Consider the following 18,538-nt stretch of genomic DNA (forward strand, 5'->3'; position numbering starts at 1 on the left):
CAATCAAAAAACGAACATTAGCGTAAAAATCACCACTAACGTTCGTTTTCCAGTTAATTATTCCCACTCTATTGTTGCTGGTGGTTTACTTGTCACATCGTAAACAACTCGGTTAATATGCTCGACTTCATTTACAATTCGATTTGAAATTTTTTCCATAACATCCCATGGGATACGTGCCCAATCCGATGTCATACCGTCAATTGATGTTACTGCACGGATACCAATTGTATAATCATACGTTCGTGCATCACCCATTACTCCTACACTTCGGATATCCGGTAACACCGTAAAGTATTGCCAAATTTCACGTTCCAAACCTTCTTCTGCAATAACTTTACGCAAGATAGCATCAGATTCTCTAACAATAGCTAGCTTTTCTTCAGTCACCTCACCAAGTACACGGATAGCTAGTCCAGGTCCTGGGAACGGCTGACGCCAAACAATCGATTCAGCAAGTCCTAACTGTAATCCTAACTCGCGGACCTCATCTTTAAATAATGTATTTAGGGGCTCAATTAATTCAAACTGCATATTTTTTGGAAGACCACCAACGTTATGGTGTGACTTTATTGTTTGTGCAGTGTCTGTACCACTTTCGATAATATCCGTATATAAGGTACCTTGCGCAAGAAAATCTACATCTGTAAGTTTTCCGGCTTCATCATCAAAAACATAAATAAATTCATTTCCGATAATTTTGCGTTTCTTTTCAGGATCACTAACATTTTTAAGTTTGGATAAGAATCGTTCCTGTGCATCTATTTTGATGATATTCATATGAAAGTCATCTTTAAATACTTTCATCACTTCATCTCCTTCGTTTTTACGAAGAAGTCCATGGTCAACAAAAATACAAGTCAACTGATTACCAATCGCTTTGTGTATAAGTGCAGCCACAACGGATGAATCAACGCCACCGCTTAATGCGCATAATACATTACGGTTCCCCACTTTTTCTCTAATCTTATCAACTTCTATATCGATAAAGTTCTCGATTGTCCATTCTCCGTCACAATTACAGACATCAAAAACAAATTGCTTTAACACATGGTTTCCATATTCAGAATGACGCACCTCTGGATGGAATTGTACACCATAGAGTTTGTTTTCCGGCTTGCTCATTGCAGCAATTGGAGTTGATGGGCTTGTTGCATCTGTATGAAATCCTTCTGGAACTTCTAATACTTTATCACCATGACTCATCCAAACCGTTTGATTCTTTGGCGTGTTTTCAAACAACAATGGATCATTACTAAGCTCGATAAGCGCTTTTCCGTACTCACGATTTTTGGCTTTCGTAACATTTCCGCCAAAATGTAATGTCATCAATTGCATACCATAACAAATCCCTAGAATCGGAATGTCTAAGTCAAAAATTCCTTTATCGCAACGAAAACTATTTTCATCATAAACACTATGCGGGCCACCAGAAAGAATAATACCTTTTGGGTTCATTCGCTCGATTTCTTCTGCAGTGAGTTTATGCGAATGTAGTTCACTATAAACACCAAGTTCACGTATTCTCCTTGTAATCAATTGATTATATTGACTACCAAAATCCAATACCAAAATCATTTCATTCGTTTCCATAACATCGCTCCTTCTATATAAAAAACCTAGATTTCCCCTTTAAAATATACAATAACTATCAAGGAGTTTACTTTATAGTATTGCAACAAAGGCAGAAATCTAGGCATGTATATACGTAACCAATATAGATTTTGCCTTCATAGTCAGTACATTTACGGTGTACCGGTAGATACTTTCGAACCATATTTTCGAGGATATACGAACGGCTTTTTATTTAATTTATTTATCGCAGTTTCACTTTATCTATTCTACTAACACACGATTACCTGGTCAAGACCTTATTCGCTTTATTAAATCTTTCCATAATTGCGCCAAGTTATCAATATCCACCGAGTTATTAGTATCTGTATACAAAATTTGTTCATAGGAGTTTGTCAACTTGCCCATTATACTTGATTCGTAACGATTATCAATTCTATTAGCATACTCTCTTAAGGTTTGGCTGGATTCTTTCGGTAATCCATTATGTGCCAGTTGCTTCAACAAAAAATGATAGGCATCTTGGTAGGTCTTTTCATTTTTATTTGTCTTAAGCCTCATTCCAAGTAGAGCGAATTGAATACGGTAACGCATGATAAAAATGATTAACGCGAGTAAAGCAATAACGGCAATTCCAGCTGCAATATACCACCAATTCAATTCGAAGTTTTCACTTTTACTTGCTGTATCAACAGCTGTTTCTTCCTGTTCTTCCTTAGGTTCTGGTTTCTCTATATCGTTCTGTTCTAATGGAGGAGCTTCAGTATCTTCCTCAGTATCAACGTCTACATCAATTTGAAAGTCTGTAAGGTTAGAAAATCCTTGAGTTGGTTCAAAAGGTACCCATCCTTTACCTGGAAAGTACACTTCAACCCATGAATGAGCATTTGCATTTGTGACCTCATATTGATCTAACTCATTTCCCCCCACGCCATCAACAACCTTTTCCCCTCCAGTAAAACCTTTCACCCATCTTGCAGGAATATCTAATGTACGTAACATAACAACCATTGATGTGGAATAATTATCACAATAGCCAATTTTAGATTCAAATAAGAATTGATCTACATAATCTTGACCTTCCGCTGGGACAGGGACATTGGTGGTATTGTATGCAAACCCATTTTGTCCAAAATAGGTTTCGATTGCCCGGGCCTTATCATAACGGTTCCCTTCAGCTGCCGTTATCTCCCTAGCCAATTCTCCAACACGTTCAGGAAGCGTTTCTGGCAATTGTGTATATTGTTCATTTATGTTCTCAGGATCTGAGGTAACCGTATTTCTAAGGGAATTAATCTCAAATGATGGACTTTGAAAGACCATGTTGTACGAATCAAGAACTAATTCATTATCATTGAATTCCGTCACAAGTTCTTCGGAATGTCTGTCTAACAATAAATCTAAGGAATCAATAGATCTGATTTCTTCTACTCCATACGGATAGATTACTTTTGGAATTTGAACATTTCCCGTAAAACTAAGTTTCGCACTCATTTCCTCTGTTTTTACGCTTTCATCAAACGTTTGAAGTGATAGATTTTGCGGATCCTGTTTAATATATTCAGGTTCACTTGAATTAACCCAGCCTTTTCCTGTATAAACATCTTTTGTCTCAATTCGCCAATATTGTTCTTCTTCAGTTGTCGCTGTAAAGACCGGTGTTTGATCCTGAATAAAGGATCCACCTAGCCGTGTATCATCTTCACCATACCCTACTTTCTGAATACCAGATCCACCGTTCATGGAACCAGCTCCTTCTGCTGTACTTTTAATAAAAGGAACTGGGTCAGGCCATTGTGGTTCAAGCTTCGGTGCCGCATATCCAATTAACGTTGATAGTAAAACAACACTTATTAATGGAAATATCCAAACAGCAGCCTTTCTCATCCACAAAAATCGTATGGACTCTCTTTCCATTTCTCGCATAAAACTTGCTAAACCTAATGCAATAAACGATATAATAAATATTCGTACAATCGCAACATCCGCATTAAACACTGTGAATGTGTCCAAAATGGCAATGTACACAAATGTTAAGACAACGAATAAAAATATGCGATTCATTGCGACGAACCAATAATAGATTAAATAGCTCATCAACCAAATTAACAACAGAAATAAAAGACTTCGAAACATCGGTGTTAGATTATACCAATCTTGTGTTACAAGAGCTGATATGTTCATGTAAACTTCTGCTAGTAAGTGATTAACCCATGCTTTACTAAAGAATAGTTCTTGGAAGTACAATCCATTCAAGACAAATAGCAAGCCTGCACCTTTCAGGATGAAAGAAATCCACCATTTTATCTGTGTTAACGTTATAAAAAAACAAAAAGCTGTATAAAGAATAAATACAATCAAGTTACTAGTAGCTGTAAGGTCTTTTACTGGATACAACCACTCTAAAAATAGAATTAATCCAGCTACATACAAAATAGATGAATAGATAAAAGGGGTTTTCGTTTCTGCTGTTAGCCTCATACTACTCGCACCTCGATTTTATTTTGAATCAATTGCTTTTCGGTCATTACATTAATTATAATCCCTTCAAATTCTAGCTGTTGGATAAGCTGGCGCTGTTTTTCTGTAATTAAATTACTAGATTCAATAAAACAGACAATAATACGCTTTGTTCGTTGCTTCATTTTCTGAACTGTTTGCTTAAATGCCTCATCTACATTGGTTGTAATGACCATTACGATAACACCAGGAGAAAAACGTTTTACTTCTTCTTTTAATTTCACTGAAAAAGCTTGGTTCCCACCTGGTTGTATTTTGGTTAAATGCTGCCGGATCAACGCTTGCTTCATAGGATCATGATGTAAAGGGAAAAACATGTTTTTTTCTCCAATGGAAAGAAAGCCAACTTGGGAAGATTGTTTACGAATGGTTTCCACCAGTGAGAGGCAAATTTCAATTGCGGCTTCAAATGCTAAGACATTCATGTTTTCATGATGACACCCATCTATGATTAACATCGTATCCGTGCTTTTTTCCTGCTCAAATTCTTTTGTCATCACAGTATTCTTTCGTGCAGTCTGTTTCCAATCAATCCATGAAAATTTATCGCCAGGCATGTATTCCCTTATTCCTGAAGCTATATTTGTATTTTTAAGCGTTGAGTTCTGGGCTGTAACCGCTCCCTGCTCAAAGCTATTTATACGTTCTGTTATATGAATTTCATGTTCATTTGGATAAGCTATTAAATTATCAAACGTATTAAAAACATGCTCTTTTTTAATAAATCCAAACAGATCCCCTGTCCGAAAACGAATGGCAAATAATTGGTGCTCACCACGTGGAATCTCTGCGATTTGATACGATAATTTAAATTTACGTTTAAAACCAGCAAATACTAATTTTTTTATTTTCCTTACTGTATGAAGCTGTGAAGGGTCTTTCATTTGTTGGTAGTTATCTGTCCGATTATCAACCTTATTTAACGAATCAGGAAACACTTCCTCACAAATACAGTAATAGAGTGGAAATGGAAAGGATCGCTTCATTGTAATAGTGACTTGGATAGAATCTCCAGCCCTGACAACATGGTGCGAGAGCTCCCTTGAAACATGCATTCTTTTAATTGGGTATAGGAGTATCCCAACTAAATAGATGAAAATTGGCAAGAAACCATAAAATAAGAACCAGCTAACAAATCCACCTTGGAACATGGCGTAGGAAAGTAATAATAGAAAAATGAATACGATAAAAATGAATTTACCTAGGTAAAGTACCGTACCCTTCATTAACTAAGTTCCTTCCGAATAGGAATATAAGTGTTTTGTATAACGGATGCAATCACGTTTTCACTAGTCATACCTTCATATTTTGCTTCCGAGGTTAAGATAACTCGGTGGGTAAGCACAAATGGAGCTAAATATTTCACATCATCCGGAAGTACATAATCTCGTCCATACACATATGCAAGTGCTTTAGCCGCGCGCATTAAAGCTATAGATCCACGTGGGCTAACACCTAGATAAATAGAAGAATTGTTACGCGTCGCAGTGACTAGATTAATAATATACCTTTGTACATTTTTATCGATATACACATTCTTTACAGCTTCTTGTATTTCTACAAGCTCTTGCCTATCCATTACTGCCTTGATAGTCTCTATAGGGTGCTGGAGTGATGTACGTTCTAGCATTTCAAGTTCATTATCATAGGATGGATAACCCATTTTAAGCTTTATTAAAAACCGATCAAGCTGAGCTTCAGGTAATGGATATGTACCTTCATATTCAATCGGGTTCTGTGTTGCCATAACGAAAAAAGGCTGTTTTAGAGAAATCGTTGTTCCATCTACTGTTACACTTTTTTCTTCCATTCCTTCTAATAATGCTGACTGTGTTTTCGGTGAGGTACGGTTAATTTCATCAGCTAAAACGATATTACCTAAGATAGGCCCACCACGAAACTCAAATTCTAATTCTTTTGGGTTATAAATGGATATTCCCGTTACATCGGATGGCAATAAATCAGGGGTGAATTGAATTCTTCTAAAATCACAATCTAGTGATTTCGCAAGCGTTCGTACAAGCATGGTTTTTCCAACACCTGGAACATCCTCCAATAGTACATGACCCTGAGCAAGCAACGCCACTAAACTAAGTCTTGCAGCATCTTCCTTTCCAATCATTACCTTATTAATACTGGATAACACATCTTTAATGGTTTCATTATAGACAGTAGTGTCTTGCATCATATTTATATAGACCCCTTCCAAAAGGTAAACTGTAGTTTCTCCATTATTCCTTACATTAACTATACTAAAAAAGGCTCAGTAAGTAAAAGCAGAAAAATAGGAAATTTTACTTAAAAGAGACTTACGGGGACTGTCCCCCATCGCATTAGCGCTTTAGCGTGACGGGGGACTGTCCCCATATTAAGTCATACTAAAAACAGTATCTACAAAGTTTCCATAAATTAAACGACAAGAAGCCTTTCACGGTAAAATCCATGAAAGGCTTTTGCTATTTACTGCTTGTTGTTTTTTACCTTTTGTGTATCCTGTTCAACCTTTTTCCAAGGAGGATCCCCATATTCGTGTAATCGTTTATTTGCCTTGTAGCTGAGATATGGTATTAAAAAAGCCAGCACAGTACAAATAACAACTAATTTTTCGGGTAACCTTCCTATTATGACCTCCCACATTCTGATCACTCATTTCCTGTATCTTTCGTTTTATCAACAGCACCGGTTCCTCGAACGATTGCATTTGCCGATACGTTTATCGTACAATTAGCGAAAAGGTTCTCACCCTGATCCCAATCATCTTTTATCTTTTGCCATTTATCATAATGCCTTTGTTTTAACTTTTCATCAAACTCAAAAATATCAGCATTTAGTTCCTGCTGTGCCTTTTCAATTGTTCGTCTTGCATGTTTTTCAATTTGTTTACTTACGTTTTTTTCAATTTCTTTAAATCGCTCTGGTTTTAATAAGGTTTCACTGCCAAACATTTCTGCAATACTACCCTCAGCATCTATTTTAATGTTTATTGTTATATTATCTTTATCTTTAACATCTATTTTTATCGAACTCTTTGTATTTTCAACTTCATATATCATCAAGCGATCTTCAATTTCAAACTTGATATATCCACCAGTATTACTTTTCGTTATTAAGTTCAACCCTACTGTTTCATTTCCAGTAAGCACGCCAACCATCTTGCTAGTGTGTCCATGAATTACTGCTGCACCTTTATTTTTTACTCTGTTATCCTCTGGTATAACACGTGGAATTACATAACTGCTCTTAGTCAAAAGAAGCTGATGGATTTCACCCATTTCCACTGGATCAAATATATCTAAAGTTTTAGAATTAATTTCCATAACCGAATCAATGTAGACAGCAGGAAGACTTTCCGCTTCTGGTTCTACTCCAAGTACATTTTTTGCCTCATCCTTAGAAACCACTACCTTAACCGATCTTCGCATTTCATTATTACGAATGTATACGTCCATTATACTTTCGAATAATTGGGGAGTCTTTGCAATTTCTTCAGAAACAACAATAACTTTTAAGTGCTCATAAAATGGTGTTTTACTTGTTTTTGCCGCAAATTTCCTAGATATTTCAAATATACTCTCACCGCTTGCGGTTATATTGGTGAATGCTTTTTGTTGCCCGCCGCCTTGCATAGAACCCCCTAATCCAGCAGGTACAACAATTTGTTCCATCTTTTTTAGAGTATAATTATCATCACCCTTCTTTTCAAGCAAATCAAGGGAAATTCCAACGACAAAACCACGATCTTCAATATTCACTTGATCCCAACAACCTGATAATAGGAAAACAAGTGAGCTAATGATAAGTAGACACATTTTTCTATTTCCCAACTCGTTTCACACCCCTTAATTTAGCAATAACAAATAGCACTAACGCAATAAATAGGGTATAAATAAATATGGTATTACTAATAATGGATCCAAATAAAGATACCTCAATTACGTCTTGCGGAAGCATGCTAACCAGATAGACAATCGGTGTTACGATAAAAATCACATTGACTTTTTTTATATTTTTAAAGATAGAGTTGAGCGCAAGTACAGCGATATCTAATGCCATCGCGGTTGTATTAAAAATTGCCATAATCCAGATTACAAAAAAGACGGACTCAAATCGTTCAAAAAAGCCACCTGGAATTTCTACCCCCTTAGCCAACTCAATAGTAGGGTAAATCAGGTTTGACGTTACCATATGACCAAATACACCAATACATAGAACAAAAAGCATCAAGTACAAGACAATGGGTATACACATTCCAATTGCAGCCATTTCAGGGGCCTTCTTAGGGTTTTCCACTAACCCCATATAAAATAAAACAATGCTAAATCCTCCTAGATAGGAGACTACTCCTGAATGACCTCCCTTTAAATAGCCTTGCAGGTCTGTTTCAAACATTGGTAATAATCTATTTGGATCAAACCAACCTAAGCTAAATATAAAAACAACTAATGCAATTAAAAGAATTAGAGGTAAAAACATCATATTTAATCGAAACAAACCTGCCCTAGAGCCCGAAACAGCGTAAACAACAACAAGTAAAAATGCCAGTGAAACTACCTCTACAGGGGTACGACTGAATAAATAATGTTGAGAAACATCGGCAATTCTTCGGACTTCAAATGCTGTAACACCTAACCAAACTACAGCAAATAAGAACGAGATAACGATTGCCACTGGTTTTGAAAGAATGGTAGATGTATACGTAAAGAAGGATTGATTTGGAAATCCAACCGCCAGCTTAGCTAATAACCACGTGACTAGAACGGCAAATAATCCCCCACCAATTATAGCTATCCACCCATCCGAAGCGGTAGTTGCAGCTGCCAGATCCCTTGGTAATGTAAGAATCCCTACACCAATCACCATGGAGGGCACTGCAATCATGATTTCTCTATCACCAATTTTCTCATCCCCATATTCAAAACTTTTCATTTCTCCTTCCCTCCCTTGTCTGCTGATGTTCTATCAGTTGGTTTTAAATAACCTGGACGCTTCGTTAGCATTGGAATAGGTGCTCTGAAAACAAGATCCAACCAATCTTTTAGGAAGGTTGGAGCAAATGGAGTAGAATAAGGGACACCAATGCTTTTAAGGTTAACAATATGAATGTTAATCATGATATAAACGAGAATGATACCGTATAGCCCCAATGTGGCAGCAGCAAACATAAAGAAAAAACGAACCAATCGAAACGAGATGGCAACACTATATGCCGGAAGAGAGAAGGAAGCAATTGCAGTAAGTGCAACAACAATAACCATAACCGGACTTACTATGCTAGCTTGTACAGCAGCTTCTCCAATTACTAAACCGCCAACAATACCAATAGTCTGGCCAATTGTTTTCGGTAACCGTGCTCCTGCTTCACGTAATAACTCCATCGTCACGCCCATCATCATTGCTTCAACAAATGCTGGAAAAGGTACACCATCCCTTGTTGACGCAAGTGAAAAAGCTAGCTTTGATGGGATCATCCCCTGATGATAGGAAACTAGTGCGATATATAAAGCCGGTAAGAACATAGCAATAAATGCAGCAAAGTAACGTAAAAACCGTACTAATGACCCAATCGTCCAACGTTCATAGTAATCTTCAGGAGACTGAAATGCGTTTCCAAGCGTAGAAGGAGCAACCAATACGAATGGTGTTCCATCTAAAATAATGACAGCTTTCCCCTGTAGTATTGCAGCCGATGCTTTGTCAGGCCTTTCCGTATTGAATAATTGTGGAAACGGGGACAAATAGCTGTCTTCAATCCATTGCTCAATATAGCCCGATTCAGGTGCAGCATCCATATCTATCGACTTAAGTCTACGGGTAATTTCTTTCAAAATATCTGGATGAATAACCCCAGCTAAATAAGCAACTACTAGTACCTTTTTTGAACGTCTACCGACATGATGTGTTTTAAAACGTAAATTAGGGTCTTGGATATTACGACGAATTAGCACCATATTCGTTCGTATATTTTCGACAAACCCTTCACGCGGACCGCGGATTACCGCTTCTGACATCGGTTCTTCAATTGCGCGACTTTCCCAACCCTTTGTATCCATGATAATAACGACATCTAAACCATCAATATAAAGCACGGTACTGCCGTAAAGAATTCCATTTGATACATCGTCTAACGTATTTCCTTTTTTAATATCACTGACCGAAATAATTTCCTGGTAAAGTTCATTAAAAAGCTCCGTCTTTTCTTCAGGCAATTCCTTTCTCTCATTTACCACCTGTACACTTTTTATTATCGTATTATCTATTAATTCTTTATTTACTAAACCATCGATATAAACAACCGCGCAATTATGTTTACTACCACGAATAGTAAACTCCCTAACGACTAAATCGTTTGGTTCTTCTAACATTTTTTTAAGATTATCCAAGTTTTTATCTAGCTCTTTAACTAGCTCTATGGAGAAATCCTCATCTGTTTCTGTCTTTTTTGACTTCTGTTTTCTTGTCCGCTTCATAAATCCACCTCACATACACGGTTAATTGCTACCCTTCTTTTGCCCTGTATACGGTGTTCTTATTCAAACTTAAGTCTCTCGTATAAAACCATGTAATTTTGACAAACTAATGAAAAGAATGCTTAGAAGCGCGCAATAAACTAGCAAAGTCTATTAATGAAAGGAACGTATACATGGAAAACAATGAGCATAATCATATTGAGCTAACATCTTCTGAAATCTCTAGTCTATGGGGATCTTATCAGGCTGATACAATGTTGATTTGTGGAATAAAATACTTCTTAGTTAATATAAAAGACATGCAAATTAAATCAACATTGGAATACGCATTATCGCTAATTGAAGGACATAAAAATGGAATCACGCAAATTCTTAATGAAGAAGAATATCCTGTTCCACAAGGGTTTACTGAGGATGATGTGAATTTAAACACACCGCGGCTTTTTACAGACAAATTATATTTAGAATTCTTACTGAACATGTCTGGTTTTGTACTAGCAGCATATAGTCTAGCCTTGTCACTTGCAGAACGAAATGATGTTATCGATTATTACGCTAAAGTCTTAAGCGAAACACAAGTCTTACACAAAAAAACGAAACAAGTAGCCAAAGAAAAAGGAACTTATATACGATCTCCTCTTATCCCAAAACCAAGTCAAATTGACTTTGTACACAATCAAAGCTTTTTATCTGGTTGGTTCGGTGAAAAAAGACCGTTACTCGGTGTGGAAATTTCAAACCTTGTATTTAATGCAAGGCGAAATGCATTAGGACAGGCCATTATAACTGGCTTTAGCCAAGTAGCACAATCAAAAGAAGTAAGACATTATTTTGAGCGGGGACGTGACATTTCGGGAAAACATGTAAATGTATTCACGAAAATATTAAATGAAAGTTATCTTTCAAGTGGCGCTTTACTTGCCACACCAGAAGTAACTAATTCAAAGGAGGCTCCATTTTCCGATAAATTAATGATGTTTCTTATTACGACCCTTATTGCATCCGGTATCGGGCAATATGGGTTGGCCATGGCTGCAAGCCCAAGACACGATTTAGGTGTAAAGTATTCCCGTTTAATAGCAGAGATAGCTAAGTATTCTAATGATGGAGCAAAGATTCTGATTAATAATGGTTGGATGGAATTGCCACCTATTGCTGCAGATAGAAAGGACTTGGCCAAGTAGGCCTATAAGATGAAAAATGTAGAAGGTATTCATAAAGACAAATTAGAAAAATTGCTATGGAGCGTTGCATTACCCGGGTTTGGTCAATTATTAAATAAGAAATATGTGAAAGGTATTTTATTTATCATTTTAGAAATCGTTGTAAATGTGATGGCTAATTTTAATCAGGCCATTATCTTAAGCTTTCATGGTAAAATTCAAGAGGCTATTGATCAAACGAATTTTTTGTGGCTCATGTTTTATCCCTGCCTCTATTTTTTTGCTATTTGGGATGCATATAAAGATGCAGACGGTGAAAATAAACCTTTTTCCTTTTTGCCATTTGTTTTTTCTGCCTACTTTGTAACTGTTGGCCTAATCCTTTCACCAACTTTTACTTTTATGGGAAAATTAATCGGGCCCATTTGGTTGCCAATAATTTTTCTACCGATTGGGATTGGTATAGGCCTAATTATTAAATGGATTCTGCTTAAGATAAGTAATAATTCACGCGCATCGAATTCATAATATATTGCAATTTGACTTTAATTGCTTTGCCGAATGAACATATTTTGCAAAGCTTTTTTTATTTATGTTTTTAAGCAGCGATTTTAGGTAATAAATTAAATAGATGCTATTGTAAAATGAATGTAATATTGTGTGTTCAAAAAGTCGGTAAATTAGAAACAAGGTCGACAAAGAACGCAACGTCCTGTTGCAAAGTCGACATTAGCACGTCCTGTGCGTCAAGTTCAAGGCGCGAAGACTTTGAGGACCGGACTTGCGCGTGTTGTGCTGACTTCTACGTTGTCCACAGGACGTGGACGGTTTTAGTAGAAGTTCCTCTATGCTTTTAATACGTGAGGACCGGAAAAACTGAGGAACGAAGAAATTCGCCGTTTATCATTTGGTGACTTTTTGAACATCCTCTAAAAGTAATTTAATAATCGGAGTGGTTTAATGGATATCTTTATTTTCATCGGCGGCTGTTTAGCTGTCGCTTCAATTGTGTTAGTAATTATACTGTATATAAGTTTTCCTCATAGAAAATTTATCAAATATCTTCCTTCCATCATTCTCATTATTGCTGGAATTGCGTTAGTGCCACTTAGTCTATTAACCGGGAGATGGACCGGAACAGGAGTTGGGTTGATTGGTTTAATGGCTTTTATTCTAGGTGTCGTTGTGCTTCTGATCTGCGTTATTTTAGATACGGCCAGCAAAAAGTAATTTCAACATGGATTTTTGAAACTTTTTTCAGTAAATTTACGTATGTAATTTAACTAGTCAAAATAGGGGGAATTTCAATGTTGAAAAAGTGGTTAGCAAGCGCCGGAATTGGAAATACAACGGTGGATACGCAATTAGAAAACGACCAGCTTATACCTGGAAATGAAGTTAAGGGCAGAGTTGTCATTCAAGGTGGAAACGCAAATCAGGAAATTAATCAAATCAATCTATTTGTGATGACAGAGGCACTTCGCGAAGTAAATGATAGAAAAACTTATGAAAAGGTGAAGCTAGATTCGTTTACAGTGGGAACATCCCTCACGATTGATGAGGGTGAAAAAAGGGAAATAGATTTTCAATTCACCTTGCCTATACATACGCCTCCAACATTAGGCAAAACGAAGGTATGGGTTCAAACAGGCTTGGATGTGCCTAATGCTGTTGATCCAAAAGATAGAGACTATGTTACTGTAAAGTCACACCATAATATGGAGGCTGTTTTAGAGGCACTAACAAATGAACTTGGTTTTCGATTACGTAAAGTAGAAATGGAATATTCGAGACGTTACAACCACGTACAAGAATTTGAGTTTTTACCAGGAAGTGAGTTCCATAGAGACCTTGACGAATTAGAGGTTATGTTCTTTTTAAATGAAAATCATCTTGAATTAATTCTTCAGGTGGACCGTCGTGCCAAAGGGCTTGGTGGACTGTTTGCTGAAGCATTGGACATGGATGAAAACTTTGTAAAGATAGCTTTCACATCTAGTCAATTTAACGAAGGAACTTCTTCTATCGCGGCTAAATTACGCCAAACGATTAATCAATTTAAATGAAACCTTTTAAAAAAATGACTCCGGATCTAAAGACGGAGCCATTTTTATTTTGTCGTAAATTAAAGTAAACAGGAGGAAACACACATATAAATTCTTAAATTCGTTATATATGAGTTTATTTAACGATTTTTAGACCTTTACAGCCAAAAATGACAAGCGTATTATGAATTTCATCTTAACGAAAGAATTTTATATAATTGTAATCGCTGAATTCAAATTGAAACGGAGAAACCAATATTTTGTGGGCGAAAAACCACTTGGGGTGAATCCTTTAAGTAAGGTAGGGTGACTCTTAACATCCGAATCCGACAGCTAACTCCGTAAGCGTTTAGAGAGAGATCATACACACGTGCGATGCATGGTATCTTAAACGATACCAAAATCTGCAAGGGGATCTTATTCTCTTGTGGATTTTTTTATACAAAAATATAGAGTTTATACTTTATTTGTTGGAGGGGTCTGTAGGAATGAAAAATAAAGAAATGCAAACTGCATTAATAGGACTTGGTAAGTTTGGTGGCAGTTTGTGCAAGGAATTCACCAAACTTGGCGCCTCTGTATTAGCTATGGACTCAAATCCTGATAAAGTAAAGGAATATTCCACTATAGCAACACATGTAATTCATGCTAATCCCAAAGATGAGGAAGTACTGAAAGAGCTTGGAATACGTAATTTTGATCTTGCAGTAGTTTCGCTTGGTGACGACATACAATCAAGTATTTTAACAACGTTAGCCTTGAAAGAGGTCGGCGTGATAAAAGTTTGGGCAAAAGCACAATCGAAATATCATGGAACAATTTTGGATAAAGTTGGGGCTGACCGTGTCATCTATCCCGAACAGGATATTGCGAAAAGACTTGCTTACCATGTGGTATCAGATAAAATCCTGGATTACATTGAGTTATCAAACGAGCACAGTATACTTGAAATGATAGCTACAAAAAAAATAAATAATAAAACCATCCAAGAACTAGACGTCCGAGCAAAATTCGGATGTACCATTGTAGGAATTAAGAAACAGGAAAACATTATCATATCACCCTCTGCAGACGAAAGAATTTACAACGGTGATATATTAGTGGTAATCGGAAGTAACAGTGAACTGAAAAAGTTTGAGAAGAAGGAATTATAATATGTCTATCAAACTTGAATTAGTTCAAGGAAGAAAGGATTAGTTCAGTATGCATTTTGAAAAACGTTTTAGAAACCGACTGAATTCAATCAAACTCAACCCTTCACAAATCTTAGGGATAGGCTTTGTTATTCTAATTGTTACAGGTGGATTATTATTAAAACTTCCCTTTGCTACGAAGGTACCAGTTAGTTGGATTGATGCTTTTTTTACATCGGCATCTGCTACAACGGTCACAGGTCTATGGGTTGTGGATACCCATACAGCTTACACCCTGTTTGGCCAATTTGTTATTCTTTTCTTAATTCATGTTGGCGGACTTGGCTTCATGACGTTTGCAATAATGATTATTATATTTTTAGGCAAGCGAATTGGGCTGCGTCAAAGGTTAATTATTCAGGAACAATTTAAAACACCAATTGGTGGAATTATAAAGCTTGTAAAGCGGGTTGTGATTTTTTCCCTTGCTATTGAAGCGATTGGTATTATTTTATTATCTATCCGTTGGGTGCCTGAAATGGGATTTTGGAAAGGGGTATACTACAGCCTTTTTCATATTGTTGCTTCGTTTAACAATGCAGGATTCGCACTTTGGCCGGACAGCCTATCAAACTATGTTGGTGATCCAGCCGTAAATCTTATTATTACACTAATGATTATTACAGGTGGGATAGGGTTTACCGTCTTACACGATTTATGGTATTGTAAAAAAATTCGTTTACTAACCCTTCATTCAAAAATAATGATAGTTGGTACAATTGTTATTAACATAATTTCTATCCTGACCATATTTATGTTGGAATTTGACAACCCCGACACGTTGGGAGCATTGTCTCTCGCCGACAAGTGGTGGGCCGCATATTTTCAGGGGATTTCCCCAAGAACTGCGGGCTTCAACACTATACCAATAGGCGAATTAGAGGAATCAACTAATATCCTCATGATGATGCTTATGTTTATAGGAGCTGGTAGTGTCTCCACTGGTGGTGGAATAAAATTAACTACTTTTATCATTATCTTATTGGCCGTTGGAACATTTCTCAAGCAAAAGAACCAAAATCCTATTGCCTTTAAGAGAAGAATAGACATTAAAATTATATACCGGGCATTAGCCATCGTAATGACAAGCATATCTTTTATTTTTATTGCTGTTTTTACGTTATTAATTACAGAAAAAATCCCATTCCTTCCGTTGCTTTTTGAAATTGTTTCAGCATTTGGAACTGTTGGTTTGTCAATGGGTATCACAGCCGACCTTAGCATCATTGGAAAATTGGTTATTATGTTCATGATGTATCTGGGACTCGTAGGGCCATTAACAATCATGTTGTCCGTATCCCATGCTGAAAAAGAAAAAATTCGCTATCCAGCTGAGAGCGTTATTACAGGATGATTAGAAAGCTCAGCTTATCACCAAGCTTTAAGGGCGAAAGCCTTAGGTGCACTTATACTGATATCCGCTAAAAGTTTATGTTTCTTATGAGTAAAAACAAAGAAGGCTCCAAAACTGGAGTCCTCTTTGATAAATATTATGTTTAGGGTCAGGCCTTCATCATGCTAGGTATTTTACCGCCAGGAATACTGCGTTGTTTACTTTCCCCCGGGATGTTTATCAACATATTCAGGAAAGTCAGTAATAATGCCATCAACCCCAAGTTCAAATAAGTTATCTGCCTGTTCTTGTGTTCGTACGGTATAGGGATACATTTCCATTCCCTTAGCGTGAACACGGTCAACCAAATCATGTGTAACAATATTCATATTCGGATTATAGTAGTCAGCATAAGTTGCAAATTGCGCAAGTTGTTCATCTGTAACATCTGCCCAAGACAGCCCAGCAAGTACGCCATGAGGTATGCTCGGCAACAATTCCTTGGATCTTTGCATTGATTCATGATTAAATGATTGAATAATAATTTTGTTATTATTAGGTTTGTGCATATTGCGTTCCATTAAAGTTTCAGCAACTTTTTCTTCAATACCTGGATAAAGTTCTGGTGACTTTAATTCAATTAATATACCAATCTTCCCACGATAAGCATCTAATACCTCTTCAAAAGTTGGTATCTTCTCACCAGCAAACTCTTCACTAAACCAACTTCCAGCGTCCAACTGTTGGAGTTCTTCAAGCGTAAGATCTCCAACAGAACCAGTTCCATTTGTGGTACGATCAACAGTTGTGTCATGGATGATAGCTAGCTTTCCATCTTTAGTCATTTGTACATCAATCTCGATATAATCTGCTTTCATTTCAAAAGCTCTTTGAAAAGCAGCCATCGTATTTTCAGGAGCATGCCCTGAAGCACCCCGATGTGCTATGTTAACCATTTGTTGTTGCTGTTTGGTTGAGACTGTTTCCTCACTGGAAGCTAATACAGGAACCACAGACAAAGGTATAAAAAGTAGTGCCATTAGAAAAATTGAAACTGTCCGTACTCTCATTTAATCTCTCCTTTATAAGTATTTAAATTTAGTATAAAGGAAGACTATTAATTGGAAATGAAATGAACTGAACATTAAGAATTGTAAATAAAAACAAGAGATTAGTAATGATCCTAAAGTCCCGAGTTATATATTATATTTAGAAAACTTGGCTGTCGCCAAGCCTTTTAGCGACAGCCTTAGTTGCCCTTATGCAGAGAGAAAGTTTTTATACTTTCCTATCTGCCAAAATAGGACGATTCATCTTTTCAGGAAAATCAATGAACGGATTGCGGTTTCCTTGTATTTCATAGATAGCTTGATTACGATGTTTTTCATAAAGATCAGGAGGGGAATTCTGATGCCATTCTAGTAACAGTCCTGTATCGACTCCTTCCATATGGGATTGCTCAATTCTGTCTGGATACCTTATTAAAAAATACAACATAGCCCTAGCGACAGTTCCTTTGCCATATTCAGGTTCAAACAAATTCTCATCCGCCTTGCCACACGCCTCTTCAATTCGATTGGCTTTTATCCCCTCAGGAGTATAGTCAGTAAAATCATGGTAAGGGTAATTGCTTCTAATTGAATTACAAACTGGTTCACAGGTAAATAAGTGATGAAGATCGCCACGCATTGGTTCCTGTTCATTGAACCAGGATTGTGGCACAGAATGCTCACAGTTATATTTAAAGTTGCTTTCGATTTGCGCCAGTTGGTCCATTACCCGACCATTTTTGGCATCCAGTTCTTTCTCGGCCTCTTTTTCTCGCCTTAAAGAAGTTTCATAGTCTTCTTTTATAACTTCTTCTGCCTGTCTTTTTTTCCCCGAATAAATACTAATAAGATTACCGTCAGGTCGTAAGTCAACCCAGGGATAAACATACTCGCTCGGATCGTACCGCACTTTGTTTTTATGGGTTTCTTCAAGAATCTGTGTTAATGATCGTATAAATTCGTCATCATTTTGGTTTATAAAATCAATGTTGCGATAATACTGCTGAATTGTTCGCTTATCTTTTTCCTCATCATAGTATACTTTCGCGTCTTTCTGGATGCTTTCTTTTGTTTTGGTAAGCTGAGAAATCACGGTGCTAATACGTTGAGGATCTTTTGTCACTGGAAACAGTCTTTCTTTTTGTTGATGAGTTAAATTCATTTTTATTCCTCCTCCTATAATTTACGGGCCTATT

At 36.8% G+C, this 18,538-nt stretch carries 15 protein-coding genes and 2 riboswitches; of the genes, 6 read left to right on the top strand and 9 right to left on the bottom strand.

All coding sequences use genetic code 11. The features are described 5' to 3' along the window. Positions 1 to 57: 57 nt before the first annotated feature. From guaA to CFK40_RS19400, 7 genes are all read right to left on the bottom strand, one after another. On the bottom strand, positions 58 to 1,593 hold the full coding sequence (guaA, locus tag CFK40_RS19370) for a glutamine-hydrolyzing GMP synthase (RefSeq protein ID WP_089534014.1): 1,536 nt from the start codon (positions 1,591 to 1,593) through the stop codon (positions 58 to 60). Between the two features lie 120 nt (positions 1,594 to 1,713). After that, a riboswitch (purine riboswitch) is annotated at positions 1,714 to 1,815 on the bottom strand. 48 nt (positions 1,816 to 1,863) lie between these two features. Continuing rightward, the gene (locus tag CFK40_RS19375; protein WP_089534015.1) at positions 1,864 to 4,053 is read right to left on the bottom strand and encodes a transglutaminase TgpA family protein; all 2,190 of its coding nucleotides are present in this window, start codon (positions 4,051 to 4,053) and stop codon (positions 1,864 to 1,866) included. Next, positions 4,050 to 5,318, bottom strand: a complete 1,269-nt coding sequence (locus CFK40_RS19380) for a DUF58 domain-containing protein (RefSeq protein WP_089534016.1) — start codon at positions 5,316 to 5,318, stop codon at positions 4,050 to 4,052. Before CFK40_RS19380 ends, CFK40_RS19375 begins: the two co-directional genes overlap by 4 nt. After that, positions 5,318 to 6,280: an AAA family ATPase gene (locus CFK40_RS19385; RefSeq protein WP_089534017.1), complete on the bottom strand. Its 963-nt coding sequence runs from the start codon at positions 6,278 to 6,280 to the stop codon at positions 5,318 to 5,320. Before CFK40_RS19385 ends, CFK40_RS19380 begins: the two co-directional genes overlap by 1 nt. A gap of 454 nt (positions 6,281 to 6,734) precedes the next feature. After that, positions 6,735 to 7,916 (bottom strand): Ger(x)C family spore germination protein, encoded by a 1,182-nt coding sequence (locus tag CFK40_RS19390; protein ID WP_089534018.1) that lies wholly within the window; start codon positions 7,914 to 7,916, stop codon positions 6,735 to 6,737. After that, entirely contained in the window at positions 7,906 to 9,018 is a 1,113-nt protein-coding gene (locus CFK40_RS19395; protein WP_089534019.1) for a GerAB/ArcD/ProY family transporter, read from the bottom strand. The genes CFK40_RS19390 and CFK40_RS19395 overlap by 11 nt, the downstream gene beginning before the upstream one ends. Further along, on the bottom strand, positions 9,015 to 10,559 hold the full coding sequence (locus CFK40_RS19400) for a spore germination protein (RefSeq protein ID WP_089534020.1): 1,545 nt from the start codon (positions 10,557 to 10,559) through the stop codon (positions 9,015 to 9,017). Before CFK40_RS19400 ends, CFK40_RS19395 begins: the two co-directional genes overlap by 4 nt. 173 nt (positions 10,560 to 10,732) lie before the next feature. Between CFK40_RS19400 and CFK40_RS19405 the strand changes: the two genes are divergently transcribed. From CFK40_RS19405 to CFK40_RS19430, 6 genes are all read left to right on the top strand, one after another. Then, positions 10,733 to 11,743 (top strand): DUF3231 family protein, encoded by a 1,011-nt coding sequence (locus CFK40_RS19405; RefSeq protein WP_089534021.1) that lies wholly within the window; start codon positions 10,733 to 10,735, stop codon positions 11,741 to 11,743. A 9-nt stretch (positions 11,744 to 11,752) separates the two neighbouring features. Further along, the gene (locus CFK40_RS19410) at positions 11,753 to 12,250 is read left to right on the top strand and encodes a hypothetical protein (RefSeq protein WP_089534022.1); all 498 of its coding nucleotides are present in this window, start codon (positions 11,753 to 11,755) and stop codon (positions 12,248 to 12,250) included. A gap of 432 nt (positions 12,251 to 12,682) precedes the next feature. Beyond that, on the top strand, positions 12,683 to 12,952 hold the full coding sequence (locus CFK40_RS19415; protein WP_089534023.1) for a YesK family protein: 270 nt from the start codon (positions 12,683 to 12,685) through the stop codon (positions 12,950 to 12,952). A gap of 77 nt (positions 12,953 to 13,029) precedes the next feature. Continuing rightward, complete coding sequence (locus CFK40_RS19420; protein ID WP_089534024.1) at positions 13,030 to 13,788, top strand: sporulation protein; 759 nt, start codon at positions 13,030 to 13,032, stop codon at positions 13,786 to 13,788. A 194-nt stretch (positions 13,789 to 13,982) separates the two neighbouring features. After that, positions 13,983 to 14,131: riboswitch (cyclic di-AMP (ydaO/yuaA leader) on the top strand. Positions 14,132 to 14,255: 124 nt separating this feature from the next. Next, the gene (locus CFK40_RS19425) at positions 14,256 to 14,921 is read left to right on the top strand and encodes a potassium channel family protein (protein ID WP_089534025.1); all 666 of its coding nucleotides are present in this window, start codon (positions 14,256 to 14,258) and stop codon (positions 14,919 to 14,921) included. 49 nt (positions 14,922 to 14,970) lie between these two features. Then, positions 14,971 to 16,314 (top strand): TrkH family potassium uptake protein, encoded by a 1,344-nt coding sequence (locus CFK40_RS19430; protein WP_089534026.1) that lies wholly within the window; start codon positions 14,971 to 14,973, stop codon positions 16,312 to 16,314. Between the two features lie 197 nt (positions 16,315 to 16,511). Here CFK40_RS19430 and CFK40_RS19435 read toward each other — a convergent pair whose 3' ends face one another. Both CFK40_RS19435 and CFK40_RS19440 read right to left on the bottom strand, forming a co-directional pair. Beyond that, the gene (locus tag CFK40_RS19435) at positions 16,512 to 17,363 is read right to left on the bottom strand and encodes a glycerophosphodiester phosphodiesterase (RefSeq protein ID WP_089534027.1); all 852 of its coding nucleotides are present in this window, start codon (positions 17,361 to 17,363) and stop codon (positions 16,512 to 16,514) included. A gap of 208 nt (positions 17,364 to 17,571) precedes the next feature. Next, a complete protein-coding gene (locus tag CFK40_RS19440; RefSeq protein WP_089534028.1) occupies positions 17,572 to 18,504 on the bottom strand; it encodes an endonuclease I family protein in 933 nt (310 codons plus the stop codon). Positions 18,505 to 18,538 lie beyond the last annotated feature (34 nt).

It is taken from the genome of Virgibacillus necropolis (assembly GCF_002224365.1).
In the GTDB taxonomy this organism is placed as follows: domain Bacteria; phylum Bacillota; class Bacilli; order Bacillales; family Amphibacillaceae; genus Virgibacillus_F; species Virgibacillus_F necropolis.